Below are 21694 nucleotides of genomic sequence, written 5' to 3'. Positions count from 1 at the left end.
GAGGGATGAGAGTTGAGGGATCGGAGCTGATCGGAGCTCTCATCTCTCAACTCTCATCTCTCAACTTTTCCCCGTCACACGAAGTTTACGGGCGCGGTCCTTGACACGTCTCCACGCGGCAACTACTCGTCAGAGCCCATATGGAGGCTGTGCTAGACCAACCGGTTCTGGTTCTCAATCGCCTGTGGCAGGCGGTGAATGTGATCGGCGCAAAACGCGCCTTTGGTTTGTTGTCGAGAGGTCACGCGAGCGTTGTTCATCACCACGATGATGACTTCCGCGTCTTCAATCTCATGGACTGGGTGGATTTTTCGCAGAGCAATCCGCCGCTCGAAGCCATGGATCAGGTGCACACGCCGCGGACGACGATCCGGTTGCCGCGGGTGATCCTGCTGGCGTATTTCGACCGGCTGCCGTGCAAGGAGCTGAAGCTTACGCGCAACAATGTCTTCGAGCGCGACAAGGAGACCTGCCAGTATTGCGGACATAGTTTTGAGCGCGAAGACCTGAATCTCGATCACGTGATTCCACGTGATTTCGGCGGGAAAACGACGTGGGAGAACATCGTGTGCTCCTGCATTAAGTGTAACTCGAGAAAAGCGAACCGCCTGCCGCACCAGGCCAACATGCGGCTCATCCGCAAGCCGGTGCGACCCAAGTGGCGTCCGGTGATTTCATTGGTGCTCGGCAATAAGGAGCGCGAGCGCTGGAAGGATTTCCTCGATCTGGCCTACTGGAACGTAGAGCTGGAAGACTGATGGAATGCGGACGTCGTGAATGATTCGCTGCGCTGGGCGTCTGGCGGCTTGCATGTTCTGTTGGGCTCCTTAGCTCAAGGGCCACGCCTTTGCGTTTGAGCCATGTTTGAAATTGCCCCGCTTAAAATTTTTATCGTCGAGGATTTTCCGGTTATTCGCGACGGGCTGGTCAGCTTGTTGAACTCGCAAGTCGGGTTTTCCGTGGTCGGGCAGGTGGCCACGTATGATGAGGCGCGCAAACAACTGAAGAGTGATGCGGTCGATGTGGTCATCCTGGATTTGATGATGGCGGATGGAAGCGACGGTCTGCCGTTCATCGAGGAGCTGCGTGCGCGCCGTTCTACAATGCCCATTCTGGTGTTCTCGAATCACGAGGAAGAAGTGTATGCGGAGCGGGCGATCCGTGCGGGGGCCAGCGGGTTTTTGATGAAACGGGAGACCACCGCAGAAATGATGGTGGCGCTGCGCATGGTGGTGGCCGGTCAAATCTACGTGAGCCGCGTGTTGGCGTCGGCGCTCGCGCGACGGGCGTTTAGCGCAGAGCCCGAGCGCGAAGGGACGGGCATTGATAGTTTTACCGATCGTGAATTGCACGTGTTTCGCCTGATCGGAGAAGGCTGCAGCCCGCGGCGGATTGCGGCGCAACTGGGATTAAGCGTGAAGACGATCGAGGCTCATCGGGAGAATATCCGCATGAAGCTGGATGTGCATACCTTCGCGCAAATGGTGGAGCTGGCGGTGGTCTGGACCAATCAACGTATCGAGCGCGACGGTTCATCGACGTCGTCGTTCATGCCTTCGATCTGAAGGGGGCCGTTTCTACTCAGAAGCGCGCGGTGATGTTCAGGCCTAGCGTGCGGGGGGCGCCGCGGACGGAGGTGGGGAAACCGAAGTCGGCGGCGATGTTGCCGGCGTCGATCAGGTAATCGTGGTCGAGGAGATTGCGCGCCCACAGGACGACTTCCCAGCGGTTGTCGGGCGTGCGGTAGCCTACGCGTAGATTCATCAGCCCAAAGCCGCCCTGGCGAAGGGTGCCGCCGGACTTCTGGTTGTTATCCTCGAAGAAGTGCTCGGATTTATATTCCCACGACGGGGTCACGAAGAACGTGCCGACGGCATCCACGGGCAGGCTCACGGTTCCGCCCAAGGCGATCACGTGGCGTGAGGTGAGTCGGAAGGAGTTGCCGGCGTAGGTTTGCGGCTGGCCGTCTTCATCGAGGGCGGAAAACTGAGCGTCAGTGAAACCGTAGGAACCAAACAACGTGAGGTGATCGTTGACGGTGCCTTGGAGCGACGTCTCGAAACCCTGGCCGCGGGCGCGTCCGCCATCGGTGGCAACCGTGGGTGCGGGCGGCGGGGCCAGACTGTTTTGGGTTTGAAAATTGGAGTAGTAGTATTGGAACACCGCGACGTCGTAGGCGATGCGCTGGTTGGCCAGCGTGCCTTTGAGGCCGGCTTCATAGTTCCAGACCACTTCTTCTTTCAGCTCGATCAGATTAAAGGCGGGATCCTGGCTGTAGGTGAGGCTGGGCGGACGGCGGCCTTTGCCGACGCTGGCATAGGCGGTGTGTTGCTTGGTGATTTCGTAGCTGCCGTTGAGGGCGCCGGTCCAGGAGTTGTAGCTTTCGCTGGTCTGCCGAAGCGTGGTGGGGGCAAACAAACTGTTGCCACCACCGGCGGTGGGCAAAATCGGCAGAGGGAACAAGGTGGGCGTGGGTGTATTGATCGATTCGTAGCCGGAGGTGAGCTTTTCGTGGGTGAGACGCAGGCTGGCTCCGACGGTGAACTTGGAGGTGAGCTTGTAGCTGGCGTCACCAAAAAGATCGGCCGCCTTGCTCTCTCCGTAGTTGGTGAACTCCTCCTGGTAATTGGTGGGAAGCGGAAATGGAGGCGCGACGCCGGCCAAGGCTTGAAACAATTGATTGAGGTCGCTGCTGAGGGGCAGGCGTTGGGAGGCTTTTTGCCAGAACACACCCGCGCCGATGGAGCTTTTAAAACGTTCATCGGCATCGTAACTGAGGCGCACGTCATGGCTGAATTGATGGGCTTGGGTGTATTCACCGGCTTCGAGCAGGAAGAGCGGAGAGCCGTCGGCGTCGAATTCTTCAGCGGCATCGACATCACGCCAGCCGGTGGTGGATGTGAGGGTCCAGGCTTCGTTGAGTTGATGGGAGATAATGCCGGTAAGGCCGAAAACGGTGCGGTCCGCGCCGAGTGCACGACCGCGATTGAGGTTGGCCGCGGTGTAAGGATTACCGTCGGAGAGCAGGGGACTCATGCTCTTAAACGCGATGCCGGGGGGCGTGTCGTGCTGCACGTTGACGATGAGATCGGCCGTCGTTTCGGCGGAGGGTTGCCAGCGGAGACTGCCACGGAAGGCGACGGTATCGCGTCCCTGAAGATCGGAGCCGTCGGCGAGGTTGTCCACGTAACCGTCGGCTTGATCGATAGTGAAGGCGGCGCGGACGAAGAGCTTGTCCGTGATGACGGGCAGGTTGGTGTAGCCGGAGACGGTGCGAGCGTTGAAACTACCGACGCCGGCGGTGAGCTCGGTGGAGGTTTCGTTGCGGGCCTTGTTGGTGACAAACGAGACGGCACCAATCTGTGTGCCGCGTCCAAAGACTGCGGGTTGCGGGCCCTTGAGGATGTCCACGCGATCCAGATCAAAGAGCGCGACGTTGAGCCCCGCGTTGTTGGCGAGCAGAACATTGTCCTGAAAAACGGCGACTCGCTGGGTCGTGCGAGGGTCGCCGTTATCGGTGCCGATGCCGCGCAGGTAGAGGCTGGAGTTGGCGACGGATTGTTCGGAGATGAACAAGCCGGGAACGAGCGGTGCGAGATCCGCGTAGGTAGAGACGCCGGTGGTTTTAAGAAAAGAGCCGGTGTGGCTCGTGACCGTCGTGGGCGAGTCAAGCCGCAGATAGCCAGGCACGGAGCCGGTGACCTCGACGGGATCAAGCACCACGGGTTCGTCGGCATGCAGCGCGGTGAACGCAACCAAGGCTGCGGGGAGAAGGCGCAGGAATGGACGGACGGACATGGCGGAATTAACGATTTTGCCGGGAGGCGGCAAAGAGGATGGCGGCCGCGATCAGATCCGTTCCAGCGACGGCGAGGCGCAGGGGAAGCGGCAGTCGAAAAATACACAGCACCACGACGCCGGCCAGAAGCAGGGCGATTATGGCGACGATCATCACGGGACGTTTTTCCGGTGCGGCGGACATGGGCGGGAACGGGCTGATGTTTAACTGACGAGCGGCAGAGCGATGCGCATCGTGGTGCCGCCGGGACCGGAATCAAGCAACGTAATGTCACCGTGGTGTGACAGCATGATGCGCTTGGCGATGGCGAGACCGAGACCGGTGCCGTCGGTGCGTCCGGAGAGGAACGAATCAAAGATATGCGCGCGCAATTCCTCGGGGATGCCGCGGCCGGTGTCCGTCAGGTCGATGAGCGCAAAGTCGGATTCGCCGCGTTTTTCGGTGAAGCAACGCACGGTGATGGTGCCGCCGTCGTTCATGGCCTGCGTGGAGTTGATCAACAGGTTGAGCAACACCTGTTGAATCTGGCCTTTGTGAACATCGACGACGAGCGGACGGTTCGGCGGTTCGAAGCGGAGCTGGATCTTGCTCTGCGCGAGTTTGAGACGGATGAGCACGATCGTGTCGCCCACCATGTCGGCCAGGCCCCAGCGCGAATGCAGGCTCGACGGGGCTTTGGCGAAGTTGAGCACGCGGGAGACGATGGCTTCGAGCTGATCGAGTTTTTCGCTGATGACGCGCACGTCGGTGCGGCGGGGATCATCTGCCGGGAAATCCAGATCCAGATAGCCGAAGAGCAGCTTGATCACCGTGAGCGGATTGCGGATCTCGTGGGCGATCTCCGCGGCGAGCAGGCCGAGCGTGGTGAGCTGTTCGTTTTTGCGGAGGGATTCTTCGCTTTGGAAAACGCGGGAGTAGAGGCGCGAGTTTTGCAGCGCGACGGCACCGAGCGAGGCGAGAGCGGCGAGGAGGCGTTTCTCGTCGTTGTTGAAGCGGTGGACGTGATCGGTGAAGACCGCGAGGACGCCGATGACCTCGTTTTCGTAGAGGACGGGCGCGGCGAGCAGGGAACGCAGCGAGGGATCGCGCGGCAGGTCCACGACATCGAGGAACTCGGGCGATTGGATGTTGAGGAACTCGATCTGCTTGCGCGTGTGGATGGCCGAGGCGACCAGACACGACGCGATGGGGAAATCCTCCTCGGGCGTGTTGGTGATGATGCCGTTGTGCGTGAGCGACAGCATGCGCAGAATCTGGCGCGTCGAATCGAACAGATAAAAGGCGCACGCGCGCGTGTTGGTGATGCCGTGGGCGTCACGCGTGATGGTGTCGAAGAGCTCCTGTTGCTCAAGTTTGCCGACGAGGCGCTGACCGATGGTGATGAGCGATTCGAGCTGGCGGGCCTTGCCGCGGAGATGGCGCAACTGCCAGAGGCGTTGCATGACCGCGGTGGCTTCTTCGCAGAGCCGGATCAGGAAGGCCAGATCGGTATCATTGAACCCGCCGAGCCGGTCGCTATCGACGTTGATGACGCCGATGATTTGTCCGCCGGCCTCGACCATGGGTGCGGCCATTTCGCTGCGGACTTCCTTGCGGATGGAAATGTAGCGGGAGTCGGCGGTGACATCGGTCACGAGCTGCGGGCGGCCATGAAAGGCGACCCAGCCGGTGATACCCTGACCCAGGCGAAGGCTGACCTCGTCGGTGGTTTTGAAGAGACCTTGGTGGACGTCGATCTCGAGTTTGCCGGTGTCGGGATTGAGCAACGAAACCGATCCCGAGGAAGCACCGAGCGTCTCGATGCAAACGGCCAGGATCGTTTTGAGCGCGACGTGAGGATCGTCGATGCGACCGGCGAGGCTGCTGATGCGATAGAGCGCGCGGTCGGTGCGTGGATCAGATTCGACGTCCATGTTGTGGCGTCATTATCGGGCGCGAAGCCCCGCGGGCAAACTCAGATCGCGGCAGCGGCGGCGTTATCCGCCGGCGTGATGATGGCGGAGAGTGCGTCGCGTAGAACGTGCAGGCGGGCGTTTTCCTCGGTGGATTCGGGGGCGGCATTCTCGATATAGAACGTATCGATGGCGATGCCGCGTTCGGTGCCGATGCGGGCGAAGGTGATGTCGAAGCCGTGATCGCTGATGGTTTTGGCCAGACGGAAGAGGAGGCCGATCTCGTCGCGGGCCTGCACCTCGACGATGGTGCGTTGCATCGAGAGCTCGTGGTAAACCTCGACCGTGGGCGGGAAGGAGGCGTGGAGGATCTCGCCGCCGGAGGGCTGGGTGTAGCGCGGCGGGGCGTGCTTGCGGGCCTGTGCGACGATATCCGGATAAAGGTCTTTGTTGGTGACGAGTGCTTCCTCGACGGTGCGGGCGAAGATTTCCTGGGCCTTGGTGCTTTGCACGATGCCGCGGCCGGGCTCGACGACGTAGAACGTGTCGATCGCGATGTGGTCGGAGCGTGAAATGACCTTGGCGCCGAGAATGGAGAGGCCGGCGACGCTGAAGGCGCCGGCGAGCTTGTAGAACAAACCGGCGCGGTCCCAGGTGACGACGTTGACGACGGTGAGGGAGCGGTTGAGGTCGTCTTTCCACTCGATCACGGGGCGCAAGGTGCCGACGGAATCGGCCTGCGTGATGGATTTCAGCAGGCGGTTGACCATGCTGATGTGCAGCGAGATCTCGGCCGGATCGGTGTGGATGAAATACCGTTCGGGCAGCAGATTAAAGTGGGCGGTAATCTCGTCCTGGCTGATGCCGGGAATGGTTTTCGAGACGAGGTCCTGGTAGGTCATTTGCAGGCGTTGCGAATTGTGGGTAACGAGGGCGGCGCCGTGGATCAGTTGATCGAGGGTGGCACGGAAGAGGCTGGTGTGCAGGGCGTCTTTGTAGCCGTTCCAGAGTCCTGCGGCAGTGCCGCGCGCATCGCAGAACGTGTGGACGTAGAGGTGCCGGAGTTTGTCGGCATCCATGACCATCTCGGCGAAAGCAGCGGCTGTGTTGGGATCATCTACATCCCGCTTCTGCCAAAAGCGTGCCATGATGAGATGATTTTTGATTACGAAGATAACCAACTCACTATTTTCAGGACTGACGTTGAGCCGTTTGAGGATGGGTTGGGCGATGACCACGCCGCTTTCGGCGTGCCCCTGGATGCCCTTGGCCTTGCCGATGTCGTGGAGCAGCAAGATTAAGTAAAGCAACGTGGGCTCAGGCGTCTCGTGCAGGGCTTCGCGGTATTTGAGTGTGATCGGCTCGGCCTGCGTGAAAATATTATCCAGTTCGCGGATGGCGTTCAGCGTATGAATATCCGCCGTGTAACGGTGGTAATATTCGTGCTGCACGAGGCAGGTCAGGCCGTCGAATTCGGGGATGAACCGTCCGAGCACGCCGAGCTCGTGCATGAGCGCGAGCGTGGGGTGGACGTTGCCGGCCTCATCGAGGATGGCCTTGAAACTCGTGTTGGCATCGATCGATTCCGAGACGCGGCGGGTGATGAGCGGCAGGCATTCGCGAACCAGGGTTTGCAGGGCGAAATCCATCTGCGCGTCCAGACTCTGGCAGTGGCGGAAGACGCGGATGAGGCGGGCAGGATCTTCACGGAAGACGTTGGGCGTCTCAGAGCTGAGCTCGCGGTTGCGCAACACGAAGCCGTCGATGCGTTTCACGCGTTCGTGGCGGCGGGAGCGCACGACCTCGCGGAAAGAAAGGAAGCGGCTGGGTTTTTCTAGCGTCAGGGCGAGGCGGTTTTCGACCAGTTTGGAGATGCGATAGATGGTCTGGGCGGCGCGGTAATAATCGCGCATGAACTGCTCGACGCGGCCGAGCATGTCGCGGTTCGTGTAGCCGAGGCCGAGGGCGATGCGCGGCTGGGCTTCGAGATCGAGGACGTCGGTCGGGCGTTTTTTCTGGAGGTGCAGTTCGTTGCGAACGCGATGGAGAAATTCGTAGGCGCGCTGGAAGTCGCGGAGTTCGTTGTGACGAAGGTAGTTTTGCGCGCCCAGTTCCTTGATTTCAGAGATGCCGAGCTTCACGCGGGCCATCCACAATGTGTTCTGATAATCGCGCAGACCGCCCACGCCGTTCTTGATGTCGGGCTCCTGGAGGAAGACGGAATCGCCGTGTTTATTGCGGCGGTTTTTTTGGTCTTCGAGGCGGGCGGAGATGTAGGCCTTCGGATCCTCGACGGTGTAGTAGGCCTTATAGGTATGCGCAAAACCATCGAACAGCGATTCCGAGCCAGCGATGAGTCGCGCCTCAAGGAGTGCGGTTTTGTTTTGGATATCTTTGCGCGCCTCGATGAAGACCTCGTCGATTGTGCGCGTGGAATGTCCGACCTTCAGCCCGCAGTCCCACAAGATGTAGAGAATCTCGTTGGTGAGGTGTTCCTGGAGGGGCTTGATGGCCGCTTCCTTCATCTTGGAAGGAAAGAGAAACATGATGTCGATATCGCTGAGCGGGCTCAGTTCGCAGCGCCCGTAACCGCCGAGTGCTAGCAGTGCGACGGGCGTGTAAAGGTGGCCGTTTTTTCGCTCCCACGAAGCGATCGCGTAATTGAACAGGTGCGACAGCATCACATCGATCATCGCGCTGCGTGCGCGGGTGATGGCCAGGCCCGACTCACCGGCGTCGTGGCGCATGCGGATCATGGCGCTTTCGAGTCGCAAGAAGGTCTTGCAGGCCAAAAGGCGTTTGGCGGTGGGGACCTCGCCGACGAAGTTCAGGCGTTCGCGGGCGTGTTTTTGGATGCGGCCGATCACAGGTGGTAAAGGTGCGAGAATCAGTTGGAGGGCGGTTGGTTGGCAAGCCGCGCGTGAGGCCGCCCGCTTGCAACGTTCGTGCCACCGCGGGGCCTAATCCCGATGCTTGCCAGCCGCGCCGGCGGACGGTTGGCTGGAAGGCTTAATTTTTAATCATGGCCGAGATCACCAAGAGCTACGAAGCGCGCGATGTTGAGACGAAGTGGTATGCCGCCTGGCAGGAAGCCAAGTGCTTCGCCGGTCGTGCCGAGCCCGGACAGGAGACTTACTCGATCGTCATCCCTCCGCCGAACGTCACCGGCATCCTGCACATGGGCCACGTGCTGAACAACACGTTGCAAGACGCGCTCATCCGCCGCGCCCGTCTTGAAGGCAAGGCCGCGTGCTGGATTCCCGGCACCGACCACGCGGGCATCGCCACGCAGACGATGGTCGAGAAGCACCTCAAGAAAACCGAGGGCAAGGGCCGTCGCGATCTCGGTCGCGAGGAGTTCCTCAAACGCGTGTGGACCTGGCGCGACGAGAAGGGTGACCACATTCTCAAGCAGCTCCGCGAACTCGGTTGCTCGTGTGATTGGGACCGCACGCATTTCACGATGGATCCCGGCTATTCGAAGGCCGTGCTCACGTCCTTCGTGAAGCTTTTTAACAGCACCGATTCGGAGGGCCGTGCGCATATTTACCGCGGCAAACGCATGGTCAACTGGTGCCCGGTTTCGCTCACCGCTTTGTCGGATGAAGAGGTCGAGATGCGTCCGACCAAGGGCTTCATTTATCAACTCCGCTACGAACTCGTCGAGCCGACCACGACCAAGGACGCCGAGGGCAACGTGATCCCGCTCACGCACCTCGTCCTCGAAACCACGCGCCCCGAGACCATTGCGGCCGACGTCGCCGTGGCCGTGCATCCCGATGACGAACGCTATCAGCATCTCGTCGGCAAATTCGTCTGGCGCCCGCTCGGCAACCGCGTGCAGATCCCGATCATCGCCGATGCTGCGGTGGATCCGGCCTTCGCCGCCGGTGCGCTCAAAGTCACGCCCGCCCACGATAAAGTGGACTTCGAAATCGGCCAGCGCCACAAGCTGCCGGTCATCGATGCGCTCAATGCCGACGGCACGATGAACGAGTTCGCCGGCCCCGAACTGGCCGGCATGGATCGTTTCGCCGCGCGCAAAAAAGCCGCCGAAATCCTCACCGAGCGCGGCAATCTCATCGAGGCGAAGCCTTACGAGAACAACGTCGGTTACTCGCAGCGCGCTGGCGTGCCCATCGAGCCGCGTCTCACCCAGCAGTGGTGGCTGCGTTATCCGCGCGTCGAAGAAGCCAAGCAGGTCGTGCGCGACGGCTTGATCCAGATGCACCCCGAGCGTTGGACGAAGGTTTACCTCAACTGGCTCGATAACATCCAGGACTGGTGCATCAGCCGCCAACTCTGGTGGGGTCACCGCATTCCCGTGTGGTATGCGAAGGGCATCGACCGCGAGAAACTCACCGAGGCCGATCTGCGCGATCCGAAGATCATCCACGTTTCGCTCGAAGGTCCCGCCGACCCCGAAAACTGGACGCAGGAAGACGATGTTCTCGATACGTGGGCATCCTCCTGGCTCTGGCCTTTCGCCACGCTCGGCTGGCCCAACGCCGAGGAACAGGCCAAGGCGAACTTCGCACAGTTTTACCCGACGACCACGCTCGCGACGGGCGCGGACATCATTTTCTTCTGGGTCGCCCGCATGATCATGGCCGGCCTCGAATTCGCGAAGCCCGGCGCGCCCGCCGAGGAACGCATTCCGTTCAAGCACGTTTACTTCAACGGTATCGTGCGCGACAAGCAGGGCCGCAAGATGTCGAAGACGCTCGGCAACTCGCCTGATCCGCTCGACCTCATTCAGAAATACGGTGCCGACGGTCTGCGCTTCGGACTGCTGCAAATCGCGCCGCTCGGCCAGGACGTGAAGTTCGACGAGGACCGCATCGAGAGCGGAAAAAACTTCTGCAACAAGATCTGGAATGCCTGCCGTTTCCGCCAGATGAGCGGACCGATGAGCGACAACTCCTCGCTCGAAGCGATTCTCGCCCGCATCGACGCCTCGAAGCTCGATGACGACGACCATGCGCTCCTCGCTGCGCTGACCGATACGATGAAAACCGTCGAACGCGGCTTCACCGGCTTTGAATTCGCCGGTGCGACCCAGCGCTTGTATTCGTTTTTCTGGAACGACTTTTGTGACTGGTATGTCGAGGTCGCCAAGACCCGCGTGCAAGACCCGGCCGCGAAGGATCACGCGCTCGCCATGCAGGACCTCGTCATCCGCGAGTTCTTACTGATGTTCGAGCCGTTCGCGCCGTTCATCACGGAGGAACTCTGGTCGCTGCTCGGTTACGCGCCGGCCGGAAAAACCTTCGTGCAGGACACGCGTATCGAGACCGCCGACGGTCTGATCGCTACGCTCAACGCGCGCGGCGTCCAGATCGATGCCGACGCCTCCACCCGCGTGGACCAGTTGAAGCAGGTCGCCACGTTTGCCCGCCAGCTAAAGGCCGACCAGTCCGTCGCTCAAAAACGCGACGTGAAATTCCTCGCCCTATCAGGCCAGTCCGAGTGGCTGGTGCTAGAGAAAGCCGCCGCCAAACTCACGCGCCTCGTCGGTGCGGCTGAGATTTCACGCACGACCGAAGAGGTTGCGTTGCCCGCCATCGTGACTCCTCTCGGCACGCTCTATCTGGATACCGGCGTGAAAGTCGATCCGGCTGCCGAGCGCACGCGTCTCACCAAGGAACTCGATGCCGTCACCAAGCACATCGCCGGCACCGAAGCACGTCTGTCGAATGAAGCGTTCACCAGCAAAGCCCCGCCGGCCGTGCTCGAAGGAGCGCGCAAACAACTCGCCGATCAAAAGATGAAACGCGACGAGATCACGCGCTTGCTCAACGCCCTGTAAGTAGCAAATCCTCGTTTTTGCGTGGATTTAACCTGCTTTATCAAAGCAGGTTAAACCCAATCATGGCTCAAATCTTTACTTTGGACATAAACTAAGTATCTCTTCGTTATTCAAATGAACGCCACCGCCGTTAATCCCGCGCTTTCCGACCGCGCGGTGGACCTCGAAAAAGCGACGGCGCAAGAGCGGGTGCAGTGGGCGGTGGATACTTACGGCGACGGCCTCGTGCTCACCACGAGCTTCGGTATTCAGGCGGCGGTGATGTTGCATCTGGTCACGCGCATCGTCCCGAAAGTCCCGGTCATCTTCATCGATACGGGTTACCTGTTTCCTGAAACGTATCGGTTCGCGGCGGATCTTACCAAGAAGCTTGATCTCAATCTCAAAACCTACGCCGCTCTCCAGACTGCCGCTCATCAAGAGGCGCTCCATGGCAAACAGTGGGAGCAGGGACTCGAAGGCCTGAAGCGCTACAATCACCTCAACAAAGTCGAGCCGATGGACCGCGCCGTGCGCGAACTCGGCGCCACGGCCTGGCTTGCCGGTCTGCGTCGTTCGCAGGCGAGCACGCGCGGACAGCTGCCGGTCGTGCAGCATCAAAACAAGATCACCAAGGTTCATCCGATCATCGATTGGGACAACCGCACGATCCACCGTTACCTCATGGAAAACGGACTCAATTATCATCCGCTTTGGGAAGAAGGCTATGTGTCCGTCGGCGACTGGCACAGCACGTCGAAACTCGAAGCCGGCATGACCGAAGAGCAGACGCGTTTCGGCGGTTTGAAACGCGAGTGCGGCCTGCACGAAAGCAGCGGTCGCGGCGATTTTCAGATCTGAGACGGATGCGGCGGCGGCAGTTGGCGGACGCGCTCGGTTAATTATTCGACGGCGTGACGGTCAGCCGCGCGGTGATTTCTTTGGTGCGCTTAACATAGGGCGCCAGATTAAATGACGGCAGGCAGGCTTGCTGGAGCACGGCGGGATTGATGTTCCAGGCGTTGGATTCGATCGAGAGCCCGTAGCCGGCTTCGCGTGCCATCCAACAGGCCACATGCAGCAGAGCGGTGCCGGACGCTTCGGGCGAGTGGCTCGCCTCCAGCGGCTCGTAGTGGTGCCCGATGATTTCGCCCATCGACCGGTTCAGTCCCCAGATTTCAAACAGATAGGCGACGGCTTCGGCGTTGTGCACTTCAAAGCAGGACTTTTCCCAGGCGAGCGTCTCGCCGTTGTCGCGGAGCATGCGCTTGGGCAGTGGCAACTCGCGCTGCGTGGCGAGTTGTTGAAACAGCATCCGGCCCACGGGGCGAAACAACCCGACCGAGTAGGCGCGACGCGGATCCGCGCCGCCGGCCTCGGCGATGAGATGCATCGCGGTGCCGGTGGCGACGGCGTTGCGCCACAGTTGATCGCTCGTGACGTCGTAGTGCGGCAGGCTTTTGCAAAACAGATTGGCCGACACGGTGACCGCGAGCAGGTGGTAAACATGGGTGATGCCGATCCAATCGACGGCTCGCTCCAGGCTGGCAAAAGGTTCGCCGCGCACGAACTGCACGCTGTTGGCCAGCCGTAGCACGCGCAACGCGGTGGCGGGATCCTGGCTCAGGATATCGATGATCTCGTGACTGCGCACATCAGGGTTTCGCAACGCGGCGTTGATGCGTTCGAAGATTTGCGCCGACGCGGGCAGGCGCGCGGCCGCCTTGAATAAATCCAGATGAATCGGGGAGGCTTCAGCGAGATGCATGGCGGGTCTCAGTTGGCCCCGATCGAACGCGCGGCGCGCAGGGCTTTCAGGCTGATCTCAGGCAGGGCGGAGGAGGGGATGCCGACCTTGGCGAGCCAGTTGCGCTCGAGGCCGATGTCGTGGTCGCGTGGATGCAGCGTTGCGTGACTGCTTACAGCCAGCGCGCCCGCGGCATGCAACACGATGGAAAGCGGATCCGCATCGTCGCGGCGGGAGTAGGCCCCGACGCTGTGGACCAAGTGTTCGGAAAATCCCCAGTGATCGATGATCTGGGCGGATACCTCGGAGTGATTGAATCCAAAGTGGTCGCGCTCCCAACTCTCCAGGGAAGGCGCGGCATCGCAGGCGAGTTCATCGACGTGGTTGAAATGAGTTTCACCGTAGTGATTCAGCACGAGCACACCCAGCGGCCGCATCAGTCCGGCGAGATAAGCGGAAGATCCATCCATGCCTGCGCGCACGGCGAGCAACTGGCTGGAGGTCGCGGAAAAAAGCGCGGCTTTGAGAAACGTATCACCGCTGATGCCGTAGGCGCGGAGGTTGACGGGCGTGAGCCGTCCCAGTGCCGCCGTGCCGACGATGCGGTAAACTTCGCGGAGGCCTACGCGTTGCAATGCTTCCTCGAGGCTGCTGGCGCGCGTCTTGGTGGCGAAAAAAGCGCTGTTGGCGATGCGCACCACCCGGGCCGCCAGCGACGGATCGGTGCGTAACACCTGGGCTATATCCACCAAGGTGGACATGGGGGACAGCATGAGCTGGTTCATGCGGGCGAGAACTTGGGCGGAAACCGACATCGAGTCGGCGAGCTGCACCAGCATGCTGAGATCCGGGACGGGAGGCGTAGCAGTAGTCATTTTCTGATTTTGATTTTCAGTTTAAGGTAAACGGGCCGATTTCGGTGAACACCTGCCCCCTACGGATCACAGGGAGATGACTTTAGGCGGTTTAACGAAATTGAGGTATTCACCTGAAACCTCTGGGGCCCGAACCATGGGGTGTTTTTGTCCCGTTGACGCTGATTCGGCCAACGGATACGCAACCGGTTGTCGGACCCTTGGTCCCTCAACCTACATCCTTTTTATGTCGAACTCTCCCTTCACCGTCACTCCCGAGACCGCTGTCGTCCAAGAAGACCGCACGGTCGCCATCCTCAGCTACATCACCATTATCGGCTTCATCGTCGCGATTGTGATGCACAACGGCAAAAAAACCGCCCTCGGTGCGTTTCACCTTCGCCAGGTCCTCGGCCTGATCGTTGCAGGCTTCGCGGTCTGGATCGGGCTGATGATCATCGCGTTCATCCCCTTGATCCAACTCCTCAATGTGGTTCTGATTCCGGTCGTCGGCATCGGTTTTCTGGTGTTCGCGCTGATCGGCCTGATCGCCGCCGCCTCCGGTCAGCAGAAGCCGGTTCCGGTGATTGGTGAGCATTTCCAGAAGTGGTTTGCCGGCACGTTTGTCTGAGCGAAGCCTTGATTGTTTACGTTATCGGCCGCCTGCATTCCCGCGGGCGGCCTTTTTCGTCCTTGCGCCGCCCGCCGTGCGTTGCGGTCATAACCCTTCATTTTTTTAAGTCATGGTCTCACCCGAAACGTTCAACCACATCGAAAACATAAAGAAGCGCGCAGGGCATCTATGGAGGTTTCTTTGACTGCGAACAAAAGCTTCGCGAAATAGAGGCCCTCGAGGCGCAGATGGGCGATCCCACGTTCTGGGATAACAACGAGCGTGCCCAAAAACACATCGGCAAGGTGAACGCCTTAAAACGTTCCGTCCTGCCCGTGGTTGATTTCAGCAAACGCGTGGCCGACCTCGATGTCATGCTCGAGCTGATCGACGCCGGTTCTCCGGAAGAGAAGGACGAGTTCGGCGCCGAGCTAACCTCGCAGGTTGAGGCCATGGTGCCCGAGATCGACAAGATCGAAATCGGCGCGTTCCTGAACGGCCAGTTCGATCGCAACAACGCGATCTTCTCCATCCAGGCAGGCGCGGGTGGCACCGAGTCCAACGACTGGGCCGACATCCTTTATCGCATGTATAACCGCTGGGCCGAACGCCGCGGTTTCCAAGCCGAGCTCATGGACGTGCAGCCGGGCGACACCGCCGGCATCGCCAAGGCGACCATCCTGATCAAAGGCGAAAACGCCTACGGTTACTGCAAGGCCGAGCGTGGTGTTCACCGCCTCGTGCGCATCTCACCGTTCGATTCCAACGCACGCCGCCATACCTCGTTTTGCGCGGTGGACGTGATCGCCGAGGTGACCGACGACATCAAAATCGAGATCCCCGAAGACGAGCTGCGCATCGACGTGTATCGTTCATCCGGCAAGGGCGGTCAGGGCGTTAACACGACCGACTCCGCCGTGCGTATCACGCACATACCGACGAATACCGTGGTGGTCTGCCAAAACGAACGTTCGCAGATCAAGAACAAGGCGACTGCGATGAACGTCTTGAAAGCGCGTCTCTACGAAAAACGTCAGGACGAGCAGCGCGCCGAGATGGACAAGTTCTACGGCGACAAGGGCGAAATCGGTTTCGGCGCCCAGATCCGCAGCTACGTGTTGCAGCCTTACCAGATGGTGAAGGACCTGCGCACCGGCGTCTCGACCTCCGACACGCAGGGGGTGCTTGATGGCGACATCGACCGCTTCATCACGGGATGGCTCCGCGCCGGTTGTCCGCGCCATCGCAACAAAGACATCCAGATCGACGAGGAGTGATCCTGTGCGTGCGTGGTCCGGCGATGCGCCGGACCACGACGTGGTTGGTCATATTCCTTCCAGAATCAGCGTCAGAAATCCGGTTAAGGATTCCTGCGAGATCAACGCGGCGTCGGCTGAGGCGAGGTTGATCGTCACGTGGTAATCTTTCCACACGGCGAGCACGCAGCAATTGGAGATCCAGGTTAAATATACGGCGTTATAGCCGGCGATGCGCTCCGTGCGAGCCGGCGGGACAGCGCGTGAATTATCACGCAGAAGAAATCTGGCCCGGCTGTTTTTGTCCGCTTCCAAGGTTGCCGAATCCAGTTTGGCGACACGTAGGGATAAAAATGCGCGGCTTTTATCTTCCATCCAATATACCTGAAGATCGATCGCTTCATCAAAATGGGCTCCGTTATAGCCATAGAGGTTTATGGTTAGGGCGGGCTTGCCGATTTTTTGAACGATCCGATCCGACCATTCCTTTGTTTGGAGTTTCTCGGCGAGGCTGATCAGGCGTTCGTCTTCCAAGCGGTCGACGTCGCGCGCCAGTCGCTTGGGCTCAAGTTGGGGAGGATCTCCCGCTTCGAGTATTTTGATATGTGCCGGGCGCGGCATCGGAGTTTCCCGCTTATTCTTCGCCGCGATGTTCGATGCAAAAGACGGAGCTATTTCCACGATTGCCTTGGCGACGGCGCGGTTGAGTTTGGCGTCACGTTCAACGTCCGTCGGGGCGTTGGTGGCCGAAGGCTTTGAAGCGAGGTTCCAGTCCAAGCCTACGCCGGGTTGAGACACTTCAACGCTGACCGGTCCCGCCATCACGTGGTCACCTTCCATCAGGGAAACCGCCCAATGACGGTCTTGGGTCGGGGGAAGCTGTAACAGAAAAATGCCGGTGGGGCTCACGCTTACGCTCACCACGACGTCTTCACTCAGCGTGAGTTTACCTTGGGCGACGACTTTGTAGCCATCGACCGAAGAGGGGGCGCTGACCTCACCAGCCAGACCATAAAATCCGGAGCGATGAACCTGCCCGCTGAGGGAGAGATCGTAGACTTTGACTGTGTCGGAAAGCAGGGTGGTTTCCGAAAGAACGCTGATCAAAAGGACGATAGAGGAGCCGGCCAGTTTTCCAAGAATCGACATAGGGTTGAGGGCGTGGAGCAAGTGCAGTGCCTGACCGCGGCGGGTATGCTCAAGGGCTTCTGGTGATTAATTTGTTTTGGTCGTTGGACATTGGCCGTTTGTAATTCGATAGTTCGCGCCGCCATGCCTGATCTCGCTTACACCGATCTTAAAGCCGCCTTTGCCGCCACGTCGTTGTTTGAGGACAAGTCGTGGCAGCTGTCGCCCGAGGCGTGGGCGCTGACGCCGGAGCAGGCGTCGGAGTTGGAAGCCATCGGAGCGGCCTGCATCGAATATCATCAGGCGCTCGAAACACTTTATCTGCGCTCGGCCGCCGGGAAAAATCTCCTGCGCAACAAACCGCTGCTCGCCCCGTGGGTGGCTGATTATCTTGATCGCGGTAAACCCGCCCATCTCGTCGCCCATGCGCGTGATCCCAAGAACCGCGGCGTTTATCCGACCGTCCTGCGTCCGGATCTTTTGCTCACGGATGAGGGTTTTGTGATGACCGAACTCGATTCCGTTCCCGGCGGCATCGGGCTGACCGCTTTCCTCAACCGGTTGTATTCATCCGCTGGTGACGTCGTGGGGGCGGGTGATGCGATGATCCAGGGTTTCTATGAATCGCTGGTCGCGCTCCGGCCCGACATCCGCAATCCGCTCATCGCCATAGTGGTCTCGGACGAGGCGGCGACCTACCGGCCCGAAATGCGCTGGCTCGCAGAGCAGCTCCAGCTGCAAGGCCGGCGGGTGTTCTGCCTCGAACCCGACGACGTGTTTCCGCTCGGCTCGTCACTGTGCTTCGACGTCGAAGGCAACCCCGAGAAGATCGACATCATCTACCGTTTTTTTGAGCTGTTCGATTTGGCGAACATCCCGACGGCGCACTACTTTTTTGAGGCGTGGGCCGCGGGCGAGGTGGCCATCGTGCCGCCGATGCGCCCCTACCAGGAGGAGAAACTCGGGCTCGCGCTTTTTCATCACCACCTGTTGCAGGATTACTGGGCCGAGGCGCTGGGCGGTCGCACGCTGAAGCTTCTGCGCAAACTCATCCCGGCGTCCTGGGTGATCGACTCCACGCCGCTGCCTCCGGGGGCCGTGCTCGATGGACCGAAGGTGGGCGGACGCTCGCTGACCGACTGGCGTCAACTCGCCGGGGCTTCGCAGAAAGAGCGCGATCTCATCATTAAAATCTCCGGTTACCATGAAAGCGCGTGGGGCGCGCGCAGTGTGGTGTTGGGCAGTGATTGCTCACGCGAAGAGTGGCAGGGCGGCATCGATGTCGCGATTGAGGATTCGCCGCGCAACCCGCACATTCTGCAGGAGTATAAAAAGCCACGCCGCGCCAAGCACCGCGTTTATGACAAGGAGCAGCAGGTGCGCGAAGTAGACGGACGCCTGCGCCTGTGCCCGTATTATTTCGTGAAGGGCGGCAAGGCGACGCTCGCCGGTGCGCTCGCGACCTTTTGCCCGCCCGACAAAAAGATTATCCACGGCATGCAGGACGCCGCGCTCCTGCCGAGCCGCGTGGTGGCGGTGGTGCCGCCGGCGCCGGTGGTTCAGACAGCTTAATCGCGATGAATTTTAGCGTTGGGCGGAAGTTTTCGGAGCGACCGGAGACCGAGTGGAAACGCGGATGTTGATTTCGGGCATGATACTTGCAGAACCACGTTTCCATGAAACGTGTTCTTCTCGGACTGCTCGCTATAACCGCCCTGCAAAGCGCCTCGGCGCTGACGATCGTGGTGGATTACACGTATGACACGGACAATTTTTTCGGCTCAAATGCCGGCGCCTCGGCTGCGCTGAATCAAGCGGCCTCCGATGTGAGCGCGGTAATCACGTCTTCCCTCGGGGCGTTGACCCCGTCCACGTTGAGCTTTTCAGGCGTGAATGGCGGGACTACCGCCACGGCAGACTGGTCGGTTAACTTTACCAACCCCACGTCGGGTGGAGCTATTCAGCTCAATAACTTCAGTGCGGCGGCCAACGAATACCGCATCTTTGTTGGATCGCGAAGCATTGGAGGTGGCACGCTGGGTTTGGGCGGCGCAGCCGGCGCAGGCTTGGCTTTGGGAGGCGCAGGTTCCGACGGCGAATGGGCCGGGGCCATCTCCCAGATGCAGACCGCATCGAATGCAGTCATGACAAGAGGCGCGGGTCCGGTGATCGGCGTTATTGCTGGAAACGCGACGTTAGGTGCCTCCAATCAGGCGTATTCACTTCAGTTTGGATTGCTGGCCGGCTCGCTGGCTTTCGACAACACCACGAACTGGCAATTTGATCATACCATAGGCGTGGGTGAGGGACTGTTTGATTTTTACTCCGTGGCGTTGCACGAGATACTGCATTCACTGGGTTTTGGAAGCGGCGTGACTTGGAACGAAAATCACACCGGAACCACTTGGACCGGCGCCAACGGTGTCGCGGCCAATAACGGATCAGGTTCGGGCCTGTTGAGCGCCGGCCAGGACCATGTGGCCAGTGGCGTCTTCAGTGAAGTGTTCATGGACTCACAATCCCAAGTCTCGGTGATGAATCCTTCGATTGCGGCCGGGACGCGTCGCTATCTCACCGATCTCGACGTGGCCATGCTGGATGACCTTGGGTTTAGCGTGCTGGCTATTCCTGAACCCTCGACGTTTGCCTTCTCCGCCGTGGTGTTCGGCGCGGGCTTGATCGTCTGGATGCGACGCACGCGCGCGCGCCAGACGTAAGGTTTTTACGCCCGGCTGCGCGGCATAATCAGCCCGCGAAGAACTTCAGGATGCGGCGCATCGATTTCACGAGGATCTCGATTTCCGCCTCGGTGTTGTAGACGTAGAAACTGGCGCGGGTCGTGGAGGCGAGGCCGAGTTTGCGCATGAGTGGCTGGTTGCAGTGATGGCCGCCGCGGAGGGCGACGCCGTCCTGGTCGGCAAAGGTGACTACGTCGTGGGCGTGGGCTTCGGCGAAGGCAAAACTGACGAGGCCGCCGCGTTTCTGGCCGGACTTGGGTCCGAGGATACGGATGCCGGGCAGTTCGGCCAAGGCGGTGCAGGCGAGTTCGCCGAGGTGATAATCGTGCGCGGCGATGGCGGGGCGGCCGAGGGCGTCCAGATAATCAAATGCGGCGTGCAGGCCGATGGCGTCGGCGACGTTGGGCGTGCCGGCTTCGAAGCGCTCGGGAGAGGGTTTCCACGTGGCGCCCTCGTAGGTCACGTTGACGACGATGCCGCCACCGGTCTGGTAGGGAGGCATGGCGTTGAGCAGGGCTTTTTTGCCGTAGAGCACGCCGATGCCGGTGGGGCCGGCCATCTTGTGGCCGCTGAAAGCCATGAAATCGCAACCGATGGCCTGGACGTCGATGGGCTCGTGTCCGATGGACTGCGCGGCATCGATGAGCGTGAGGGCGCCGACGGCGCGGGCCTTGGCGCAGAGCGCGGTGGCTTCGTTGAGGACGCCGAGGGTGTTGGAGAGATGGGTGAACGCGAAGAGCTTCACCTGTGGAGTGAGGAGCTTGTCGAGGGCATCGAGGTCGAGGCCGTGTTCGGCGTCGGCACCGGCGACGGGCACGTATTTGAGCGTGGCACCGGTGCGGGCGGCGAGCTGCTGCCACGGGACTAAGTTGGAGTGGTGCTCCATCTCGGTGGTGAGGATGACGTCACCGGGCTTGAGGTTGGTGTTGCCCCACGAGGAGGCGACGAGGTTGACGGACTCGGTCGTGCCGCGCGTGAAAATGATTTCGGCGGGATCGGCGGCGTTAATGAACTGGGCGGCGCGGGCGCGGGCGGCTTCGTAGCCATCGGTGGCGCGCATGGAGAGCGCGTGGAGGCCGCGGTGGACGTTGGAGTTGTCGCGTTCGTAGAAGCGGGCGACCGCATCGATGACGGAGCGCGGCTTTTGCGTGGTGGCTCCGTTGTCGAGATAGACGAGCGGCTTGCCGCCGACGTGCTGGTCAAGGGCGGGGAAATCGATGCGGAGATTCGGAGACAAAGACATGGAGGACGGAAAACGAAGGACGGACTACAGAGGACGGAGTTAGGCGGAGGGCGGCTGTTTGATGGCTTCGAGAGCGGCGTGCCAGCCGAGGGTGGCGCACTTGATGCGGGCTGGGAAGGCGTGGACGCCGGCGAAAGCGGCGAGGTCGCTCAGCTCTTCGGGGGACTCTCCGCTGGTGACGATGTGTTTGAACTCGTTGAAAAGCGTCTCGGCTTCGGCGGCGTTCTTGCCTTTGACCTGGGTGGTCATGAGCGACGTGCTGGCCTGCGAAATGGCGCAACCGGAACCTTCGAAACCGATGGCGTCGATGCGGCCGTCGTCGGTGAGGTGCAGGTAAACGGTGCAGTTGTCGCCGCAGCTGGGATTGTCACCGGTGGCGACGCGGTTGGCGGTCGGCGGCTTGCCGCGATTGCGCGGGCGCTTGTTGTGATCGAGGATGACCGCCTGATAGAGATCGGTGAGATCGGACATGGGAAAGAGTGAGCAATGACGAATGCCCAGGAATGAATGAAGCGCAAACTGCCCCGAGGACTTACGCAGCCGGAGTTTGTAACTTATTAAGTTACAAACCGGCTTGGTGACGGCGCTGGCAGTGTCGGCTGATGAGGCCCGCGGCAGGATTAGCGGGGGCGGGGG

The 21694-nt window shown here is 60.5% G+C and carries 17 protein-coding genes; 8 read left to right on the top strand and 9 right to left on the bottom strand.

All coding sequences use genetic code 11. The features are described 5' to 3' along the window. The first annotated feature begins 140 nt into the window (after positions 1 to 140). Together FPL22_RS07435 and FPL22_RS07430 are read left to right on the top strand one after the other, a co-directional pair. Positions 141 to 758 carry an HNH endonuclease gene (locus FPL22_RS07435; protein WP_144229459.1) on the top strand — a complete coding sequence of 206 codons (618 nt, stop codon included), beginning with the start codon at positions 141 to 143 and terminating at the stop codon, positions 756 to 758. Between the two features lie 102 nt (positions 759 to 860). After that, complete coding sequence (locus FPL22_RS07430; RefSeq protein WP_144229458.1) at positions 861 to 1565, top strand: response regulator; 705 nt, start codon at positions 861 to 863, stop codon at positions 1563 to 1565. A gap of 16 nt (positions 1566 to 1581) precedes the next feature. Here the strand turns inward: FPL22_RS07430 and FPL22_RS07425 are convergent, their stop codons facing one another. From FPL22_RS07425 to glnD, 4 genes are read right to left on the bottom strand one after another with little or no spacing between them, the layout of a single operon-like run. Next, the gene (locus FPL22_RS07425; RefSeq protein ID WP_144229457.1) at positions 1582 to 3798 is read right to left on the bottom strand and encodes a TonB-dependent receptor; all 2217 of its coding nucleotides are present in this window, start codon (positions 3796 to 3798) and stop codon (positions 1582 to 1584) included. A 7-nt stretch (positions 3799 to 3805) separates the two neighbouring features. Further along, the gene (locus tag FPL22_RS17690) at positions 3806 to 3982 is read right to left on the bottom strand and encodes a hypothetical protein (protein WP_162525226.1); all 177 of its coding nucleotides are present in this window, start codon (positions 3980 to 3982) and stop codon (positions 3806 to 3808) included. A 20-nt stretch (positions 3983 to 4002) separates the two neighbouring features. Beyond that, the gene (locus FPL22_RS07420; RefSeq protein ID WP_144229456.1) at positions 4003 to 5712 is read right to left on the bottom strand and encodes a GAF domain-containing protein; all 1710 of its coding nucleotides are present in this window, start codon (positions 5710 to 5712) and stop codon (positions 4003 to 4005) included. A gap of 41 nt (positions 5713 to 5753) precedes the next feature. Then, positions 5754 to 8558 (bottom strand): [protein-PII] uridylyltransferase, encoded by a 2805-nt coding sequence (gene glnD / locus FPL22_RS07415; protein WP_144229455.1) that lies wholly within the window; start codon positions 8556 to 8558, stop codon positions 5754 to 5756. Positions 8559 to 8713: 155 nt separating this feature from the next. On the opposite strand from glnD, the gene FPL22_RS07410 reads away from it, so the two are divergent. Further along, positions 8714 to 11500, top strand: coding sequence for a valine--tRNA ligase (locus tag FPL22_RS07410; RefSeq protein ID WP_144229454.1), 2787 nt, complete (start codon positions 8714 to 8716; stop codon positions 11498 to 11500). Positions 11501 to 11614: 114 nt separating this feature from the next. Next, on the top strand, positions 11615 to 12340 hold the full coding sequence (locus FPL22_RS07405; protein ID WP_144229453.1) for a phosphoadenylyl-sulfate reductase: 726 nt from the start codon (positions 11615 to 11617) through the stop codon (positions 12338 to 12340). 37 nt (positions 12341 to 12377) lie between these two features. On the opposite strand, the gene FPL22_RS07400 is transcribed toward FPL22_RS07405, so the two are convergent. Beyond that, a complete protein-coding gene (locus FPL22_RS07400) occupies positions 12378 to 13247 on the bottom strand; it encodes an HDOD domain-containing protein (RefSeq protein ID WP_144229452.1) in 870 nt (289 codons plus the stop codon). Between the two features lie 8 nt (positions 13248 to 13255). Then, the gene (locus FPL22_RS07395; RefSeq protein WP_144229451.1) at positions 13256 to 14101 is read right to left on the bottom strand and encodes an HDOD domain-containing protein; all 846 of its coding nucleotides are present in this window, start codon (positions 14099 to 14101) and stop codon (positions 13256 to 13258) included. A 226-nt stretch (positions 14102 to 14327) separates the two neighbouring features. On the opposite strand from FPL22_RS07395, the gene FPL22_RS07390 reads away from it, so the two are divergent. Both FPL22_RS07390 and prfB read left to right on the top strand, forming a co-directional pair. Then, on the top strand, positions 14328 to 14711 hold the full coding sequence (locus tag FPL22_RS07390; protein ID WP_144229450.1) for a DUF4870 domain-containing protein: 384 nt from the start codon (positions 14328 to 14330) through the stop codon (positions 14709 to 14711). Positions 14712 to 14823: 112 nt separating this feature from the next. Further along, positions 14824 to 15970, top strand: a protein-coding gene (gene prfB, locus FPL22_RS07385) for a peptide chain release factor 2 (RefSeq protein WP_144229449.1) whose coding sequence is annotated in 2 segments (ribosomal slippage) — positions 14824 to 14895 and positions 14897 to 15970 — 1146 coding nt in all. Because the reading frame shifts where the segments join, the coding sequence is not laid out codon by codon here. A 48-nt stretch (positions 15971 to 16018) separates the two neighbouring features. Here the strand turns inward: prfB and FPL22_RS07380 are convergent. After that, complete coding sequence (locus FPL22_RS07380) at positions 16019 to 17119, bottom strand: hypothetical protein (protein ID WP_144229448.1); 1101 nt, start codon at positions 17117 to 17119, stop codon at positions 16019 to 16021. A 102-nt stretch (positions 17120 to 17221) separates the two neighbouring features. Between FPL22_RS07380 and FPL22_RS07375 the strand changes: the two genes are divergently transcribed. Continuing rightward, positions 17222 to 18649 (top strand): hypothetical protein, encoded by a 1428-nt coding sequence (locus FPL22_RS07375; protein ID WP_144229447.1) that lies wholly within the window; start codon positions 17222 to 17224, stop codon positions 18647 to 18649. 104 nt (positions 18650 to 18753) lie between these two features. Beyond that, complete coding sequence (locus FPL22_RS07370) at positions 18754 to 19794, top strand: hypothetical protein (protein ID WP_144229446.1); 1041 nt, start codon at positions 18754 to 18756, stop codon at positions 19792 to 19794. 28 nt (positions 19795 to 19822) lie between these two features. Here FPL22_RS07370 and FPL22_RS07365 read toward each other — a convergent pair whose 3' ends face one another. Both FPL22_RS07365 and sufU read right to left on the bottom strand, forming a co-directional pair. Next, complete coding sequence (locus FPL22_RS07365) at positions 19823 to 21058, bottom strand: aminotransferase class V-fold PLP-dependent enzyme (protein WP_144229445.1); 1236 nt, start codon at positions 21056 to 21058, stop codon at positions 19823 to 19825. 39 nt (positions 21059 to 21097) lie between these two features. Next, complete coding sequence (gene sufU / locus FPL22_RS07360; RefSeq protein WP_144229444.1) at positions 21098 to 21529, bottom strand: Fe-S cluster assembly sulfur transfer protein SufU; 432 nt, start codon at positions 21527 to 21529, stop codon at positions 21098 to 21100. Positions 21530 to 21694 lie beyond the last annotated feature (165 nt).

It is taken from the genome of Rariglobus hedericola (assembly GCF_007559335.1).
GTDB lineage: Bacteria > Verrucomicrobiota > Verrucomicrobiia > Opitutales > Opitutaceae > Rariglobus > Rariglobus hedericola.
Note: the sequence above shows the minus strand (reverse complement) of the source record. Positions and strands in the feature narration are given on the sequence as shown.